This is a genomic window from Lactobacillus sp. WILCCON 0059 (genome assembly GCF_057197985.1).
Window position 1 is genome coordinate 1,823,797 of the sequence record NZ_JBUBHN010000001.1, and the last position, 16,374, is coordinate 1,840,170.

The window sequence follows — 16,374 nt, forward strand, 5'->3', positions numbered from 1 at the left end:
CTTTGCAATGTTCTCATTGATCTCAATGATTCTCGGTTTTTTCTTGGAATTAAGATATTCAGTTTTCAACGTACAAGTGAGAGTTGATACTCTCAAAACTGAACAAAGTTTCTTTTGCAGTGTGCTTCCGTAACTGATGGATTTCTCTTAGCATTTCTGCTCTCCATCCATCTGTTTTCCTTAGAAAGGAGGTGATCCAGCCGCAGGTTCTCCTACGGCTACCTTGTTACGACTTCACCCCAGTCATCTGCCCTGCCTTAGGCGGCTGACTCCTAAATGGTTATCCCACCGACTTTGGGCATTGCAGACTTCCATGGTGTGACGGGCGGTGTGTACAAGGCCCGGGAACGTATTCACCGCGGCGTGCTGATCCGCGATTACTAGCGATTCCAGCTTCGTGCAGGCGAGTTGCAGCCTGCAGTCCGAACTGAGAACAGCTTTAAGAGATCCGCTTGCCCTCGCGGGTTCGCTTCTCGTTGTACTGCCCATTGTAGCACGTGTGTAGCCCAGGTCATAAGGGGCATGATGACTTGACGTCATCCCCACCTTCCTCCGGTTTGTCACCGGCAGTCTCTCTAGAGTGCCCAACTTAATGATGGCAACTAAAGACAAGGGTTGCGCTCGTTGCGGGACTTAACCCAACATCTCACGACACGAGCTGACGACAGCCATGCACCACCTGTCACTGCGTCCCCGAAGGGAAAGACTTATCTCTAAGTTTTGCACAGGATGTCAAGACCTGGTAAGGTTCTTCGCGTTGCTTCGAATTAAACCACATGCTCCACCGCTTGTGCGGGCCCCCGTCAATTCCTTTGAGTTTCAACCTTGCGGTCGTACTCCCCAGGCGGAGCGCTTAATGCGTTTGCTGCGGCACTGAGAACCGGAAAGTCCCCAACACCTAGCGCTCATCGTTTACGGCATGGACTACCAGGGTATCTAATCCTGTTCGCTACCCATGCTTTCGAGCCTCAGCGTCAGTTGCAGACCAGAGAGCCGCCTTCGCCACTGGTGTTCTTCCATATATCTACGCATTCCACCGCTACACATGGAGTTCCACTCTCCTCTTCTGCACTCAAGAATGACAGTTTCCGATGCAGTTCCACGGTTGAGCCGTGGGCTTTCACATCAGACTTATCATTCCGCCTGCGCTCGCTTTACGCCCAATAAATCCGGACAACGCTTGCCACCTACGTATTACCGCGGCTGCTGGCACGTAGTTAGCCGTGACTTTCTGGTTGATTACCGTCAAATAAAGACCAGTTACTGCCTCTATCCTTCTTCACCAACAACAGAGCTTTACGATCCGAAAACCTTCTTCACTCACGCGGCGTTGCTCCATCAGACTTGCGTCCATTGTGGAAGATTCCCTACTGCTGCCTCCCGTAGGAGTTTGGGCCGTGTCTCAGTCCCAATGTGGCCGATCAGTCTCTCAACTCGGCTACGCATCATTGCCTTGGTAGGCCTTTACCCCACCAACTAGCTAATGCGCCGCGGGCTCATCCTAAAGTGACAGCTTGCGCCGCCTTTCAAACTTGAATCATGCGATTCATGTTGTTATCCGGTATTAGCACCTGTTTCCAAGTGGTATCCCAGTCTTTAGGGCAGATTGCCCACGTGTTACTCACCCATCCGCCGCTAGCGTCCAACAAATCATCCCGAAGGAATCTTTGAATTCAGCTCGCTCGACTTGCATGTATTAGGCACGCCGCCAGCGTTCGTCCTGAGCCAGGATCAAACTCTCAATTTAAAAATTGAGCCTTTTTAATCTGCTCCAGATTATTTGCTTGCGAATTGACTTCGCTTATTTGTTTGGATCAAACATAGTTTGACCCGCACACTGCGAAACTTTGTTCAGTTTTCAAAGTACCAACTTGCGTCAAGTGACGCAACGTTTTATATCTTACTCGCTTGCCGACTTCTTGTCAACAGCTTTCTGATATTTTTTATTTTGCCTTCAATTGCCTTTCTTTACGAAAGCGCTTCGTGCTTGCCTTGAAGACATTTAATACTTTACCTTGTTTTTTCTTTTTCGTCAACTTTTGCCTTTTAATTGTCTTTTTCGCCAAACACCAGGAGGTGTTGTAAAAGTTGTTTTTCTCTTCTCTTTTTAAAATCCTCTTTCATTTTTGGGAAAATTGCTTTTCTGGAAAAATCGTTCGGATTTTGGCCTTTTCCTGAGTTAAATGAATAAAAAGTTTTTTGAAAATTTTTGTTTTTTCAACTTTTCGCGGGCAGAAAGTAAAAAAGAAGCAGCCAATTTGACTGCTTCTTGCTTATTTCAGATATTGAACCGTGATGTCGCTTGGGTTGATCAAGAGCATCTGATAATTTTCGAGTTTCGCGATTTGCTTGGCACTTAGCCGGAGATACTGGCCGATTTGCTTGAAGTCAAAGTAGCTTTCCCCGCCTTGGCCAACCTTTTTGGCAAAGGCGTGCAGCTGTTTGGCAGTTGCAGAATCCGGTTTGTTCCAGTCGTTGATAATCCGATCAAAAAGAGCAGGCGACCGCTTGATCTCCTTCTGGAATTCTTCGTTGGCATAAAGCATGCTGAACTGGCTGCCATCGTCCAAGACCAGGCAGATCGGCTTGTCGCTGACCAGGTCCACCAAGCCAACTTGCTGGTAAAACTTGCTCTGCCCCCAGTTTTCGATCTCGATCCCCTTCTCGGTAATCAACTGGCAGAGTTTATCAGGCGGCAAAGGCTTGCTGTAGTAATAGCCCTGGATCCGCTCACAGCCAATTGACCGCAAAAAGTCCAGCTGCTGCTGGGTCTCAACGCCTTCTGCCAAGGTGTGAATGCCCAAATCTTTAGCCATCTTTACACAGGCAGTCACAATCTTTTTTGAGGCTTCATCAAAATCCTTCATAAAGATCATGTCCAGCTTGATCTCATCGAATTCAAAATTCTTGAGATAGTTCAAGGCAGAGTAGCCGCTGCCAAAGTCATCCATCCAGACTTCGTAGCCAGCCTGGCGGAAGTTGTGGATGGCCCGCTTTAAGCCATCCACGTCTTTAGACAGGGCACTTTCAGTGATTTCCACATGCACCAGAGACCGGCGCAAGTTGTTTTTGCGCATGGCCTGGTTTAATTCCGTCAAAGGATCCATCATCTGGAAGTCTGCCCGGGAAAGGTTGACTGAAACCGGGATGACCGGCCAGCCCTTATCCATATGCTCGCGAATCATTTTAGTCACTTCTTGGATGACATAACGGTCAACCTTGTAAGACAGGTTCATCTCCTCAAAAAGAGGAATGAAATCCCCAGGTGACAAAAAGCCCTTGACCGGGTCAATCCAACGGACTAAGGCCTCCGCGCTGCAAAGCCGGCCAGTCAAAGTCCGGATGACCGGCTGGTAGTAAACCTGCAGGTAGTGATTTCTAAGGGCATCATCCAAGTGGTCAATCAAATACTGCTTTAATTCTTCTCTTTCCTGCATGGCCGGAGTATACAGACACCAGCTCTGCTCGGGCTGTTTTTTAGCCTGGTCACAGGCCAGCTTGGCCCGGTCACAGGCCAAAGAAGCGGTCACCTTGTCAGAATATTGGTAAACCCCAACCCGCATCCGCAGCTGGTTGGCCAAAGGCAGCCGCTTTAAGCGGGTATGCAGGCGGATAATCCGCAATTCCCAGTCGCCAGGATCTGGATCATAAACATAGAAGTTGTCCGCGTTAAAGCGGGCTAATGTAGCACCTGGATAGAGCTCCTTCAAAAGTTCCGCGATTTCGATCAAGCAGCGGTCCCCTTGTTCCAAGCCATGGCGCATGTTGTAGAACTTGAAGTTCTCTACGTTCATGACCAAAAGCTGGCCACCTGGCTGCCACTTCTGACCAACTTCCAAAAGAAAGTTATGCATGTTGAGCAGGCCGGTCAAGGAGTCATAGCGGGAAACCCGCTTGTCAGTCACGTCCTTGACGACCACGATCGCGCTCTGCGGCACCCGATGGTTGCCAGAACGGCCTTCGATGACTTCAAATTCCAAAAGCCGCTGCTGGTTTTCAACTTGGACATGAGCCGTCAAAAAGAAGCTGGACTGCTGGGTCAACTGCCGGCGCAGATTCTCACAGTTCAAGGCATTTAAAAGTGGTTGCTGACTGTTGGGCAAGACCAGCTGACTGGCGAAAAGGTGCAGGAGCTGGTCATAGTTGTCTCCTTGCTCCAGAACCGACTGCCAGGACAAAGGAGCCTTGAAGACGGTGGCTTGATTTTGAGTCAGATCGAGAAAAAGTTCAAAAATATTGTCCCGGCTGTAGATCAGCTGGAATTCCCGGTAGGCTTCCAGCCGCTTGCTTCGCTCCAGGCGGTCCTTGGAAACTTCGTTGGCTCTTCTGATGAAAACCACTAATTGTTCAGGCTGCCCTTCAAAGTCATAGCGGTTGGACACGATAGTCAAGTGCAGCTTATCACTGTGCTGGAAAGCATGGCAGCTAACTTCCATTTCTTTGCCTTGCAGGGCCTTTTGGTAAGCAGCCACTACTTTATCTTGGTCTTTATAGGCCACGAAACTCTGGCAAAAATCCCCAATCGACTTGGCTCGGTAATAGTTGCTGAGGCCAAACCGGGTCCGCAGGTCCTTGGAAAAAATAGCCGTCTTGACCTTGGGATAGATCCAAACCATTGACAGATTGCCAGCATTAGCGCTGATGACCCGAACCTGGGCAGCAATCTGGTCTTGAGCGACTAAGGGCCAGAGCAGCTTGGCCAGAATCGTCAGCGTTTCTTTTTCCTCTTCATTCCAGACTTGGCCAGCTTGCTTTTCCTTTTGAAAGCAGACCAAGCCCTGACAAATGCTCCCGCTGAAGTAGCTGTAGACCAGATTGCCAGCTGCCATGGCAAATCTATTGCTGAAGTATTCCCCCGTCAAAACTACCGGGTTCTCCTGGCGCAAAAGTTCGTAAGTCGTGTCGCGTTCCTGCCCTTCGGCGATCAGCAGGTTGTGGTGCATGGCTGAAAAATTATCGCCATGAGAACAATATTGATATAAAAACTGGCTGCCACCAGCCGTGTTTTCGCAGACATAGACCATGGCCAGGCCCAGTTCATCTTTGACTAAGTCGAGCAGGCTGATGACTTGGTCTGGCTTTGGGCGGCCATTTCCCATTATCTTTTTTTGAAAAGCATGAAAAGCATCTGTGATTTTCGTCTTAATCATTTTCTTCGCCCAAACATCATAACTCTTTTATTATTTACTCTTGACTACTTAATTGTAGCGACTTTTGCTTTAAAAATCTCGTTTTTCGGCTTATTTTTCCCAAAAATTGTCCAAAGGGACTAAAAAAGCCTTCCAAGTTAAAACTCAGAAGGCATTCTCTGTGAATTATAAAGTTACTTGCTCTCGCTCCTTGACCCGGGCCCAGTTGTTGGGATCCTGCAAGGTCGTATCCAGCTTGCCCAGCATGTGATCAAGCTTGTGGTATTCAACATCTCTTTCTTCATCAGTCGTCTTGGCCAGTTCTGCCTTCAATTCTTCAGCAAAAACGGTCTCTTCAGCATTGGTCCAGAAGTAGTCTTCATACTGGATCCCGCTGAAGTGCCAAGGCTTAAAGAAGAGGTTGTAGTGGATCAGGCCAGGGTTAGCCAGAGCCTCAGTGTTTTCGTTTGGCATGGCATCCCAGCGGCCGTCCAGGTACTTGATCCGGCCGGAGCAGATTTCATTTAAATAGTCTTGGTCCGGGGCGATGCAGTCAAAGTGGTAGCGGCCCAAGAGGCTGAAGAACTTGTCAACGAAGTTTTCTTCCCTAAAGGCCTTGGCATTCATGACCAGCATCCCCGAATTGATATACTTCTTCGGATCCAGAGTCAAAACTTCCTTAATGTAGCGAAGCATCTTCTCCACAAACTGGATGGAAGAGTCGGTGCAGGCACCCAAGAGGTTAGTGCCCAAGTCATGGTCATAAAGCTTGGCGATGTCGTCATTCAAAACCGTGTCACTGTCGATGTAGACTACCTTGTCATATTCCGGGAAGAGGTCCGGGATAAAGAGCCGGTAGAAAATAGACATGGTGAAGAAGTCGCCCCGCAGGTAATTTTCCTTCCGGTCCTGGATTGGCTTCAGGAGTTCGTCAGACATCTCGTAGAACTTAACGTGGACATTGTCTCTGTTATAAGCAGCCAAGGCCTTTTCATGTTCTTGGCTTAAGCCCTGGTGCAAAAAAGTTACCGTGTAATCACGCTTTGGGTCAGCATGCTTGACCAAAGAGTGGAGGGAAACGGCCGCGTATGGGGTGAAATCGTCACTGATTGAATAAAATACTGGAACTGTCATTAATATTTTTCCTTTCCATCTGTTTTCAACCGATATACTACATTGTAGTTCTTGCCAGCTTTTTAGCAAGAAAAAAATGCAAATTGAATGAAAGGATTACATACCGAATCATAAAACTTACTAAATCTTGATAATCACATCAATATTGGTAAGTTTTTCTGATATTCCTTTCTAGTTAAATCTATGGGTAGATTCAACTTGGAAAAAAATCAGATTTTTAACCTTTTGAAGTTAAGGTCAGTGAGTACGGTTGGCTGTCAAACAACGCCAGATGGCGTCATCCAATAGCTTTTTATCTGCCCCACTGGAAACTTTTAGCATGGCAGTCGGAAAAGCATCTTGCCTGCCAAAAAGCAGGCAAGCATATCGTGATACCTTTTCGAAGCTGTCAAGCCGCGATTTTAATACCCCGAACTGAGTTCGTTAAAGCTGACTGCTCTTACATGCTAGAGCCTTCAACTTTGTAGTATTACTTGGCTTATGCTTCTTTTATCCGACTGTCAAGAATCTCCTTAACTCGCTTGTAAGGCGTGTAAAGCGTGATTTCTTCGTCAGTTAATCTACTCAATATATTTTTTGCTGCGGCGATATTCGCATTCATCTCGCCGCATTTCTTGCATCTAGTCATTTCATGATGACTGCCGTATCTTTCCTCAAAATGCTGCCCGCAGATCGGACAATACTGAGAAGTATATGCCGGATTGACATCATGAGTTTCAATCGAATTCTTACTTGAAAGGTATTCAATGCGCTCATCCAGTTGGCCCTTAGTCCATGAATTCAAGCGCTTGCGCATTTTTCTTGCGAATCTGCTGTTATCTGATTTGACGCCTTTTTCTTTTACGAACGTCAAGTCTTCCTTGGCAATGACTGCCGGATGCTCTGTCTCAATCATCCTGTTTATCGCACAGTTGATAAAGCTTCTGACAGTTTCTTGCGCTGAGCGGTAACTCTTTTCATACGACTTTCTTCCGATATTGTTTTGCTCCAGATTCTTAAGCTTCCCAAGCAGTTTTCTTTTCTTCCTCGAAGCTGTCTTGGACAAAGGCTTGTCCTTTTTCTCCAGCTGCTCAAGCTGCTGATTGAGCTGCCAGCGCAGACTCATATAAGGCTGCCGATTTGCGTTTCGCTTGCCGTACTTGTCAACGATGGCATTGGCAAGCTTGCTGAAATTTTCACCATATTCATTGCCGCTGCTGCAGGAAAGCAGGGTGGCAAGCCCCTTGTCAATGCCGATTGCCTTCTTTGAATCGTTGCTGTAGCGCTTGCTATTGATCAGCTTATGAACTTCAAGACGCTGCTTGATGCGGTCTAGCACCACTGTGATATCGCCGGTGCGTGGATAACTCCACGGACTGGTCATCTCTACAGAAAACTGCTTTCTAGGTACATCTGAACTGAATGAAAAAGTATTTCCCTCAAATGCCCAATTCAAGTCACACTTCATGCTAGAGCCAAGCTTGCCCGACTTCCGTGCCCGGTAGTGGTAGCGATAAGTAATCCGGCGTAAGTAGCTGTATGCCTGTTTGATTTGCTTATCCGTCATCTTAGCTTCTATTTCAGTAAAGGTTTCAGCGTATTCTTCTGGCAAATCAATTGGCTTGTAAAGAAGGACAGCTTGCCATGCGCCTTTAAATTTCAAAATAAAGAACAAAAGGTGGCGCTGATCTGCAGAAAGATTTTCATTTCCTTGGATCAGCTTCTTCAAACGGTTAGCCAGATTCGACCACATGCTCTTTATGTTGGCACATGCCTCGCGGAGAGCGCCTACCCAGTGCTTGGTCTGAAAGTTGTAGACTGTTTCTAGCTTTCCTTTTGCGCCTTTAACCGGCTTGTCCCACTTGCGAACTTGGTTGCGCAGAGTCTGCCAGTTATTGACCGCTAGCATCGACTTGATACCGCAGTAGCGGTTCAAAAAGAAATGCCGGCACCTGCCGTATCTTTCAAAGAAGTCGGACATTCTGGCAAATTCTTCATCGCTTAACTTTTTGGAGTAGACTCTAATCGTCTTGGGCTGAGTCTTTGTCACTGTCTGCTTGATTGAAGAGCTTTTTGCTTTCTTGGATGACTCTTGCATTCTGATGCGACCTCTTTCCATACAGCTTAGCTGAGAAAAAAGTGATTATAGATAAAACATCTTCTACAAGTTCTGAATTTGGATCAACGTTATCTGTCTGATTGATGACAACCAAGTCTACGTCGTTTGCCTGGCAGATTGTCTCAATCATTTCAAAGCCAAAACGGACAAGCCTGTCTTGGTAATTTACCACGACTCGCTCGCACTGCTTCTTGCAGATCATGTTGATCAGCACTGTCAGGCCTTTTTTCTTATAGTTGAGACCTGATCCAACGTCTTGAATGATCTTAAACTGATAGCCATTGACTTCGCAATATCTGGACACTACGTCCTTCTGCCTTTGGAGGTCTTCTTTTTGATGACCAGAAGAAACCCGGCAATAGCCGATGGTCAGCAGCTTCTTAGGCTTAGATGCCTTCACATTTCCTTGCAGAACTTCATCTAGCATTTCTTTAGTGTAGCGACGTTGATTGGAGGCAGTTCTAAGCGGTGTAATCAATCCCTCAGCTTCCCAATTGCGGAGAGTTGACTTGGCAACGTTAAGATACTCAGCTGCTTTTGATATGGACATGTATTCGCTCATCGTTTCTTCCTCCCAATCTTTCGATATAGATATTATATCAAGAATTGGTAAGAAACGTTGCTATTTAACATTGGATGAAATGAATATTTTTTAGCAGTCACACCCTTTTCTCTATGAGAAAAGGTAGTGGAGGGCCTGGCGGACGCTGGAAACCGGGATTACCTCAATTCCCAGATCCTTAAGACTTGGGCTCATATTGTACTTAGGGATAAAAATCCGCTTAAAGCCGACCTTGCCGGCTTCCTTGACCCGGGCCTGGATCTGGTTGACCCGGCGGACTTCCCCGGTTAAGCCGATTTCCCCGACAAAGCAGTCAGTCGCTGAGATTTCCTTGTCATAATAACTGGAAGCAATAGCCATGGCAATGGCTAGGTCGATGGCTGGTTCGTTTAAGCGGATGCCGCCAGTGGCTGATAAATAGGCATCTTGATTCTGCAGCATGAGGTTGCCTCTTTTTTCCAAGACGGCCAAAAGCAGGGAGACCCGGTTGTAGTCAAGCCCAGAAGTCGTCCGCTTGGCATAGCCAAAGGCAGTTGGGGTAACCAGGGCCTGGATTTCGCCCAGGATCGGCCGGGTACCTTCTAAAGAAACAACCACGGCTGACCCAGTTGAGTCGGGCAGGCGTTCATCCAGGAAAACCGCGGATGGATTGGTCACTTCAGCCAGGCCCTCAGTCTTCATTTCAAACATGCCGATTTCGTTGGCCGCCCCAAAACGGTTCTTGACTGAGTGCAGAATCCGGTAGGCATGGTGCTCGTCGCCTTCAAAATAAAGGACGGTGTCGACCATGTGCTCCAGGATTTTCGGCCCGGCAATAGACCCTTCCTTGGTCACGTGGCCAATGACAAAGACAGTGATTTGGTCAAGTTTGGCGATCTTCATCAGTTCAGCGGTAACTTCCCGGACCTGGGAAGCTGAGCCCACCATGGAGTCCAGGCTTGGTTCGTTCATGGTCTGGATAGAGTCGATGACGACAAAATCTGGCTTGACGTCGTCGATCTGGTCGCGGATGTGTTCCATGTTGCTTTCCGGGTAGAGAAGCATGGGGCTTTGGCCCAGGCCCAGGCGGCCAGCCCGCAGCTTGATCTGGCTGGCTGATTCTTCCCCGGAGACGTAGAGGACCTTGTATTTTTCCGCCAATTCGCTCATGATCTGCAGCATTAAAGTGGACTTGCCGATGCCGGGATCCCCGCCGATCAAGACTAAAGAGCCAGGTACGATCCCGCCGCCCAAGACCCGGTTGAGTTCTGAAGACTTGGTTAAAATCCGCTCTTCTTTTTCCGCCTTGATGGTGGACATTTTGACTGCTTCTTTAGCCCCCACGCTGGCCATCAAGCGGCTGGGGGTAGCCTTAGTTGAAGTCTGGCGGACCTCCTGGCTTTCTTTTTCAAACTGGTTCCAGGCCCCGCAGTTAGGACACCGGCCCAGGTAAGAAGCGGAGATGTAGCCGCAAGAGCGGCACTTGTACTGGGTTCTAGCTCTGGCCATTATTTGCCGCCCTTCTTGCCGGTTGAGCCAAAGCCGCTTAAACGCTGGCTTTCAATTGGCTGGTCGTCATCAGTTTTAAGGTACTTGATAAAGATCCCTTGGGCGATCCGCTCACCCTTTTTGATCTTGAGGGGACGGACGCCGTAGTTCAAGACTTGGACGAAGATCTCCCCTTCATTGTTGGGGTTGTTGTAGTAGTCGCTGTCGATGACGCCAATCCCGTTTGGCAAGGACAGGTTGCGCTTGAAGGTGTTGGAGGACCGGTTGGCCAGGATCAAGACTTCGTCTTCTGGCATGTAGGCCTTGATGCCAGTTGGGACTAAGATCGGCTTTAAGACTTCTTCAGCCTGCAAAAGGTCGCTTTCGATCAAGTCGTGGCCGTTTCTGATCAAGCGGAAGATCCTGACGAAGTTCAGGCTCCAAATGCTGGGGATGGTGATGTCGCGGGCCGCTTCGATGTCATAGCCGGCGCTGGCCAAAGTCTGCCGCCGGGGCAGGGTCAAGCCTTGTCCTTCATACTTCTTAACTATTTCAAAGCCTCTTACTCTGTTCATTGTTTTTTGCTGCTGCAAAAAACGTGTGCACTGTAGCCAAATAGTAATCTTTGACTACGTATTGTCCGAAGACATAAATACATACATTTTTCTTATTGCCGTCATCACCGATATTCCGATATCCCAACAAGGGGGTAACCGCATTGACCAGCGCAGGTACCGAAGTACCACTCTTGCAACTTCATGGAAAGGCTCTCGCCAATCCTCGGGTACAGCCAACCCGCATGGCTAAGGCCAGGGCCTTAGCCATTAACTCTCCTTTCTTTGAAATTTATAGCGCATGATTTAATTCTGGATGCTCAGTCAGCGCTAAAAGACTAAGCATCGCATTCTTGTCCCGATCTACGACTTTATTGTAGTTCGGGCATTTTTTGTTGTAGCAGATGTACTCATTGTGTTTAGTACCATGCTTCTTGTTTCCGTAAAGGGTGATCTTGTCATCACCCTTTTTGACATTACCACAAGCCGCACAACGCTGAGTAGACGGATACAGCTTATTTGCCAAAATAAGTTCCTTACCGTACCAATCGCACTTGTAGGTCAAGATCTGCTTAAATTTACCAAACATCGACCGGTGAACACCCTTTGAAGCTATATGGCTCATCAGCATACCCTTAACCGACAGATTTTCGATCACGATCTTGTCGTAGTCATTAACCAGTTCGGTCGTAAACTTGTGCATCAAGTCGTTTTGGATATTGCTTGCCTTGCAATAGCATGCTTGAAGCTTGGCTTTCGTCTTCAAGTAGTTCTTGCTTCCGCAAGCAGCTTCTCCATTTTTAACTCGCTTTTTGGCAAGCTGCCTTTGATAGTGCTTGATTTTTTTATAAATTCTATCAAGCTTCTTAGGCAGTACGTTCACCCGGCCACCCGTGTAATCAAAGTGACCAACATTGACGTCAACCGCGGTAGCTTTACCTGTTTTGTCTGGCAACTTAACATCTTCAGCCTTGATCTTATACGGGATGGCAACGTAATAACGGCCTTTTTCTTTGAAGTAGCTAACAACGCCAAATCCATCTGACAAGGGCTTTTCGCTCAGCTTAAAGCCCCGCCATTGATCTTTTGGAACGCTACATCCTCTTGCCCGTTCCAAATAAAGAATTCCATCCTTGATCTTGCTCCGATCACTTTTGAAGCCTTGTCTGGCTTCCCGCTTTGACCGAAATTTTGGTTTGCCCCAGCCAGGTTGGTCCTTGTCAAAGAAATTGTCCCAAGCCTTACCCAAATCAGAAATTGCCAGTTGCAGAATCCGGGCTGACTGTGTATACTGCCAGTCTTTTTTATCGGCAACTAACATATTACGAACTCTTCGTTCACTCGGCGAAGGCTTTGCTTTAAGCAACACTTTCTGCTCTTCGGTCAGCTTTTTGGAGTCGGAGTCCAAAGAAGATTTAAGCGCTTGTCTTGCCTTACACATTTCATTCCACAAGGCAAGGCCTTGATTCCAGCAATAGCGGCGATAGTCACAAGCTTCATCCAAAACTCTTCTCATAGTCTTGTTGGGATGTAGTTCATAGACTCTTGTCTGAATTAATACGGCTGGTACTTCTTCTATCTGTTCCGCCATTTGATTTCACCGCCTTTCAGAACCATATCATTTCAATCTTTTTTCGAGGAATATTTTAGCACGTATTCCTACGATTTTCCAAACATACGTTTTTGAATACGACGGAAATTTGGACTCTAACCTAAAGAAAAGTTTCGGAATTCCCTACGCTAATTTGGCTTAGTACCTATCTGTTTACTCTTACATATAATCAAACACATTAAACACGTTTTTCGCCACTAGTTTTTTGCTCCTTTAATTATCTAGACATCTATTTTACACTAGTTAAGACAGCAAAGGAAAAGGCAAGGATCACAAAATACTTGCCGCTCTGAAAGGAAAAGCTATGCCAGACGAAAGAGAAAAAGTCATTGAAATCAAGGCTGACGGCCAGTTAGTTGCCAAAAGTCCCCTCCTCTTGATTGAGCGAAAGAGCGGGCCGGTTTGGGTCATGAACCAGCTTTTTATCGCGCCGGGAGCCCCGGAAGGAATTTTGGACCAAGTCATGGCGCAAGTCGCAAAGATTTGCCAGGAGACGGGCTTAAAAGTTTGGCCTTTGGACCCGCAAGTGATCGCTTATTGCCAAAAGCACGGGGAATTGACGAACATTTGGGCCGGCAGACCTGCAAATTAAGCTGCTTTGATAGACGGAACATTTTTAATGGGCTAAAATGGGCTTAGACAGTTTTTTAAAAGAAAAAAAGAGAAAACAGGAGGCAATAGGATGTCAAAAGAAATCAGCTTTGACACGATCGAAAACTTCACCAGCAACTTGAGCAAGCACCCAGCTTACGGGGTAGCTGCCAACGCTGCCCAAACCAATGGGATCTTCAAGGCCAGCCAAAGCACCCAAAGCAAGATTGACCTGGACCCGACCTTCTCAGTGGAAATCGACACTGGTTCAGTTACCAACCAAAAGCAGTCAGGCCGCTGCTGGATGTTCAGTGCTTTGAACACCATGCGCCACTCAATCCAAAAGGAATTCAAGCTGAAGGGCTTTGAATTGTCACAGAGCTACACCTTCTTCTGGGACAAGTTTGAAAAGTCCAACTTCTTCTTTGAAAACGTGATCTCCTCAGCTGACAAGCCGCTGGGCGACCGGAAGGTCTCCTTCCTCTTTGCCACTCCGCAATCAGACGGCGGGCAATGGGACATGCTCTGCGGCTTGATTGAAAAGTACGGGATCGTGCCGAAGAAGGTTTACCCGGAAACGGCTAACTCAGAAAACTCCCGTGCTTTGGACGACACTTTGAACACCATGCTCCGCAAGGGCGGTTTGGAACTGCGGGCTTTGGTAAACGAAGGCAAGAGCGAAGAAGAAGTAGAAGCTCACAAGGCAGAACTTTTGGACGCCATCTTCCGCATGCTGGCAACTTCCTTGGGCTTGCCGCCAAAGAGCTTCAACTTTGAATACACTGACGATGACGGCAACTACCACATCGACAAGGACATCACCCCGCAAGACTTCTTCAAGAAGTACATTGGCTGGGACCTGGAAAACTACATCTCAGTCATCAACGGGCCTACTGCTGACAAGCCATACAACAAGGTCTTCTCAGTTGAATACCTGGGCAACGTGGTCGGCGGCCGGCAAGTCCGCCACCTCAACCTGGAACTGTCCAAGTTCAAGGACTTGATCGTCAACCAATTGAAGCAAGGCGAAGTCGTTTGGTTTGGTTCAGACGTTTCCAAGGGCGGCGACCGGGAAGCCGGGCTTTTGGACACCAAGATCTACCAAAGAGACCAGCTTTTTGACTACGACTTCTCAATGAGCAAGGCTGACCGTCTGGACTCAGGCGAAAGCATGATGAACCACGCCATGGTTATCACTGCCGTTGACCTGGTTGACGGCAAGCCAACCAAGTGGAAGATCGAAAACTCATGGGGCGACAAGCCAGGCTTCAAGGGCTACTTCGTCATGAGCGACGAATGGTTCGACCAATTTGTCTACCAGGCAGTTTTGAACAAGGCTTACCTGCCAGAAGACGTTAAGGCAGCTTACGACGAAGGCAAGAAGAACCCAATCGAACTTCTGCCATGGGACCCAATGGGCGCTTTGGCTTTCGACTTCTAATAGATTTAACGGCCATCTCCTTAACTGATAGTTAAGGCACAACTAGATATCAAGACAAGCTCCAGAGGCAATTTGCTTCTGGAGCTTTTTTGGGGCTAAAAGACAATTTTTTCATCTTATCACTTGTTCTTTTTATAATTACAGGTATACTGTTTTTAGAAAACAGATTAGCAAGTGAGGTGACAAGATGTTTAAGCAGCCTTTGGCAGACTTGCTGCGGCCGCAAAATTTGGACCAGATGGCTGGACAAAAGCAGCTGCTGGCACCGGGCAAGCCATTAAGGCAAATCATTGACCAGGCGATTCCGCTGAGTCTGATTCTCTGGGGCCCGCCGGGAAGCGGCAAGTCCACTTTAGCCAGCGTCATGGCCAAGAGTCTGGACTTGCCCTTCGAGTCTTTCAACGCGTCGATTCAAAATAAGACCCAGCTGCAGGCGCTGATTCAAAAGCATCCAGATGAAAGCTTCATGCTTTTGCTGGATGAGATCCACCGTTTGACCAAGCCGCTGCAGGACTACCTCCTGCCCTATCTGGAAAACGGGCATATTCTTTTGGTCGGGGCAACGACGGAAAATCCGGTGATGAGCATCGTGCCGGCCATCCGGTCCCGCTGTCAGATTTTTGAATTCAGCCCTCTTTCAGCTGAAGACATTGAGCCGGTATTAAAGAGAGCAGCCAAAGAATACCTGGACTTTGGATTGGGTGATTCGGAAGCGCATGCTATTGCCAATTCGGCCAATGGGGATGCCCGGGTAGCTTTGAACATTCTGGACACCTTGCACGCCATGTATCCGGAAAAAATCACAATGGGGGACGTGGCGGCTTTCGCCAAGAGCCAGCATTTTGCTTACGACAAGGATGCGACCCAGCACTACGACTATCTGTCCGCCTTCCAGGATTCAATTGAGGGCTCAGACGCTGACGCGGCCTTGTATTATCTGGCAGTGCTGCTAGAGAGCGGTGATTTGGAATCGGTAGCCAGGAGACTGAAAGACGCGGCGGTTTTGACGGTGGGCCTGGCGTCACCGGAAACCGTCACCCAGGTGATCACTTTGGCCAACACGGCCAGGGAGATCGGCTTGCCGCGGGCGACATCAGCCTTGACTATGGCAACCATGCTGCTCTGCATTTGCCCGCGGTCAGATTCAGTCCGCTGGACTTATGCCCGGGCTAAGATGGACGCGGAAAATCCAAATGCTCACCCGATGCCCGCCTACTTAAGAGATGATCACTACAAGGGAGCAGGCAAGCTCAGGGGGGCAGGAATCAAGCTGGACGCCTTCAGCCAGCCCCACCAGATTGCCAAGCAGACTTATCTGCCAGAGGATTTGGTGGGTCACCACTACTTTTTCCCGCGCAATACCGCCAATGAAGAAAGGCTCTACCGGCAGTACCAGGCCTTGTTTGAGTACATCTATGAAAAGAAGTTCGCGGCCAAAGATCCGCTGAAGGAGGATGGAAAATGGACTTGATTTGGACAGACCGAGCTTGGAATGAGTACTTGACTTGGTACGCTAAAGGCGAAAACAAGATCATCAAGCGAATCAACAAATTGATTGAAGATATTAAGCGGCACCCATATACGGGGATTGGCCGGCCGGAAGGGATGCAGAAGGATTCTCAGCACCGCTGGGCCCGGCGGGTTACCCACTCTGACCGGCTCGTTTACTGCATTGAAGATCATCGGCTGGTGATTTACTCCTGCATGACCCATTACGAAGGTTTTAAAAACGACAAATAGAATAGCAAAGAAAAAGTACTGACCCTCACATAAATGAGAATCAGTA

General features: G+C 48.0%; 11 protein-coding genes and 1 rRNA gene. 4 read left to right on the top strand and 8 right to left on the bottom strand.

The genetic code is table 11. The annotated features are described in order from the left end of the window. Positions 1-184 precede the first annotated feature (184 nt). From ACYVUT_RS08545 to ACYVUT_RS08580, 8 genes are all read right to left on the bottom strand, one after another. Positions 185-1,747 (bottom strand): 16S ribosomal RNA (locus ACYVUT_RS08545). Positions 1,748-2,273: 526 nt separating this feature from the next. Further along, positions 2,274-5,099 carry a putative bifunctional diguanylate cyclase/phosphodiesterase gene (locus tag ACYVUT_RS08550; protein WP_484501854.1) on the bottom strand — a complete coding sequence of 942 codons (2,826 nt, stop codon included), beginning with the start codon at positions 5,097-5,099 and terminating at the stop codon, positions 2,274-2,276. A 216-nt stretch (positions 5,100-5,315) separates the two neighbouring features. Next, positions 5,316-6,263, bottom strand: a complete 948-nt coding sequence (locus ACYVUT_RS08555) for a glycosyltransferase family 8 protein (protein ID WP_439774642.1) — start codon at positions 6,261-6,263, stop codon at positions 5,316-5,318. A 478-nt stretch (positions 6,264-6,741) separates the two neighbouring features. Beyond that, positions 6,742-8,340: an RNA-guided endonuclease TnpB family protein gene (locus ACYVUT_RS08560; protein ID WP_484498937.1), complete on the bottom strand. Its 1,599-nt coding sequence runs from the start codon at positions 8,338-8,340 to the stop codon at positions 6,742-6,744. Further along, complete coding sequence (locus tag ACYVUT_RS08565; protein ID WP_484498936.1) at positions 8,264-8,923, bottom strand: IS607 family transposase; 660 nt, start codon at positions 8,921-8,923, stop codon at positions 8,264-8,266. The genes ACYVUT_RS08560 and ACYVUT_RS08565 overlap by 77 nt, the downstream gene beginning before the upstream one ends. Positions 8,924-9,034: 111 nt before the next feature. Then, entirely contained in the window at positions 9,035-10,411 is a 1,377-nt protein-coding gene (gene radA, locus ACYVUT_RS08570; RefSeq protein WP_484501855.1) for a DNA repair protein RadA, read from the bottom strand. Further along, a complete protein-coding gene (locus ACYVUT_RS08575; RefSeq protein WP_484501856.1) occupies positions 10,411-10,965 on the bottom strand; it encodes a dCTP deaminase/dUTPase family protein in 555 nt (184 codons plus the stop codon). The genes radA and ACYVUT_RS08575 overlap by 1 nt, the downstream gene beginning before the upstream one ends. A 271-nt stretch (positions 10,966-11,236) precedes the next feature. Then, a complete protein-coding gene (locus ACYVUT_RS08580) occupies positions 11,237-12,535 on the bottom strand; it encodes an RNA-guided endonuclease InsQ/TnpB family protein (RefSeq protein ID WP_484501857.1) in 1,299 nt (432 codons plus the stop codon). A 325-nt stretch (positions 12,536-12,860) separates the two neighbouring features. Here ACYVUT_RS08580 and ACYVUT_RS08585 point away from each other — a divergent pair, with 325 nt between their 5' ends. The 4 genes from ACYVUT_RS08585 to ACYVUT_RS08600 all read left to right on the top strand — a co-directional run bounded on the left by ACYVUT_RS08585 (position 12,861) and on the right by ACYVUT_RS08600 (position 16,328). Then, the gene (locus tag ACYVUT_RS08585) at positions 12,861-13,148 is read left to right on the top strand and encodes a hypothetical protein (protein WP_439775740.1); all 288 of its coding nucleotides are present in this window, start codon (positions 12,861-12,863) and stop codon (positions 13,146-13,148) included. Between the two features lie 90 nt (positions 13,149-13,238). Continuing rightward, positions 13,239-14,588 carry an aminopeptidase C gene (gene pepC / locus ACYVUT_RS08590; RefSeq protein ID WP_484501858.1) on the top strand — a complete coding sequence of 450 codons (1,350 nt, stop codon included), beginning with the start codon at positions 13,239-13,241 and terminating at the stop codon, positions 14,586-14,588. Positions 14,589-14,775: 187 nt separating this feature from the next. Next, positions 14,776-16,059, top strand: a complete 1,284-nt coding sequence (locus ACYVUT_RS08595; RefSeq protein ID WP_484501859.1) for a replication-associated recombination protein A — start codon at positions 14,776-14,778, stop codon at positions 16,057-16,059. Continuing rightward, positions 16,050-16,328: a Txe/YoeB family addiction module toxin gene (locus ACYVUT_RS08600; protein ID WP_484501860.1), complete on the top strand. Its 279-nt coding sequence runs from the start codon at positions 16,050-16,052 to the stop codon at positions 16,326-16,328. The genes ACYVUT_RS08595 and ACYVUT_RS08600 overlap by 10 nt, the downstream gene beginning before the upstream one ends. Positions 16,329-16,374 lie beyond the last annotated feature (46 nt).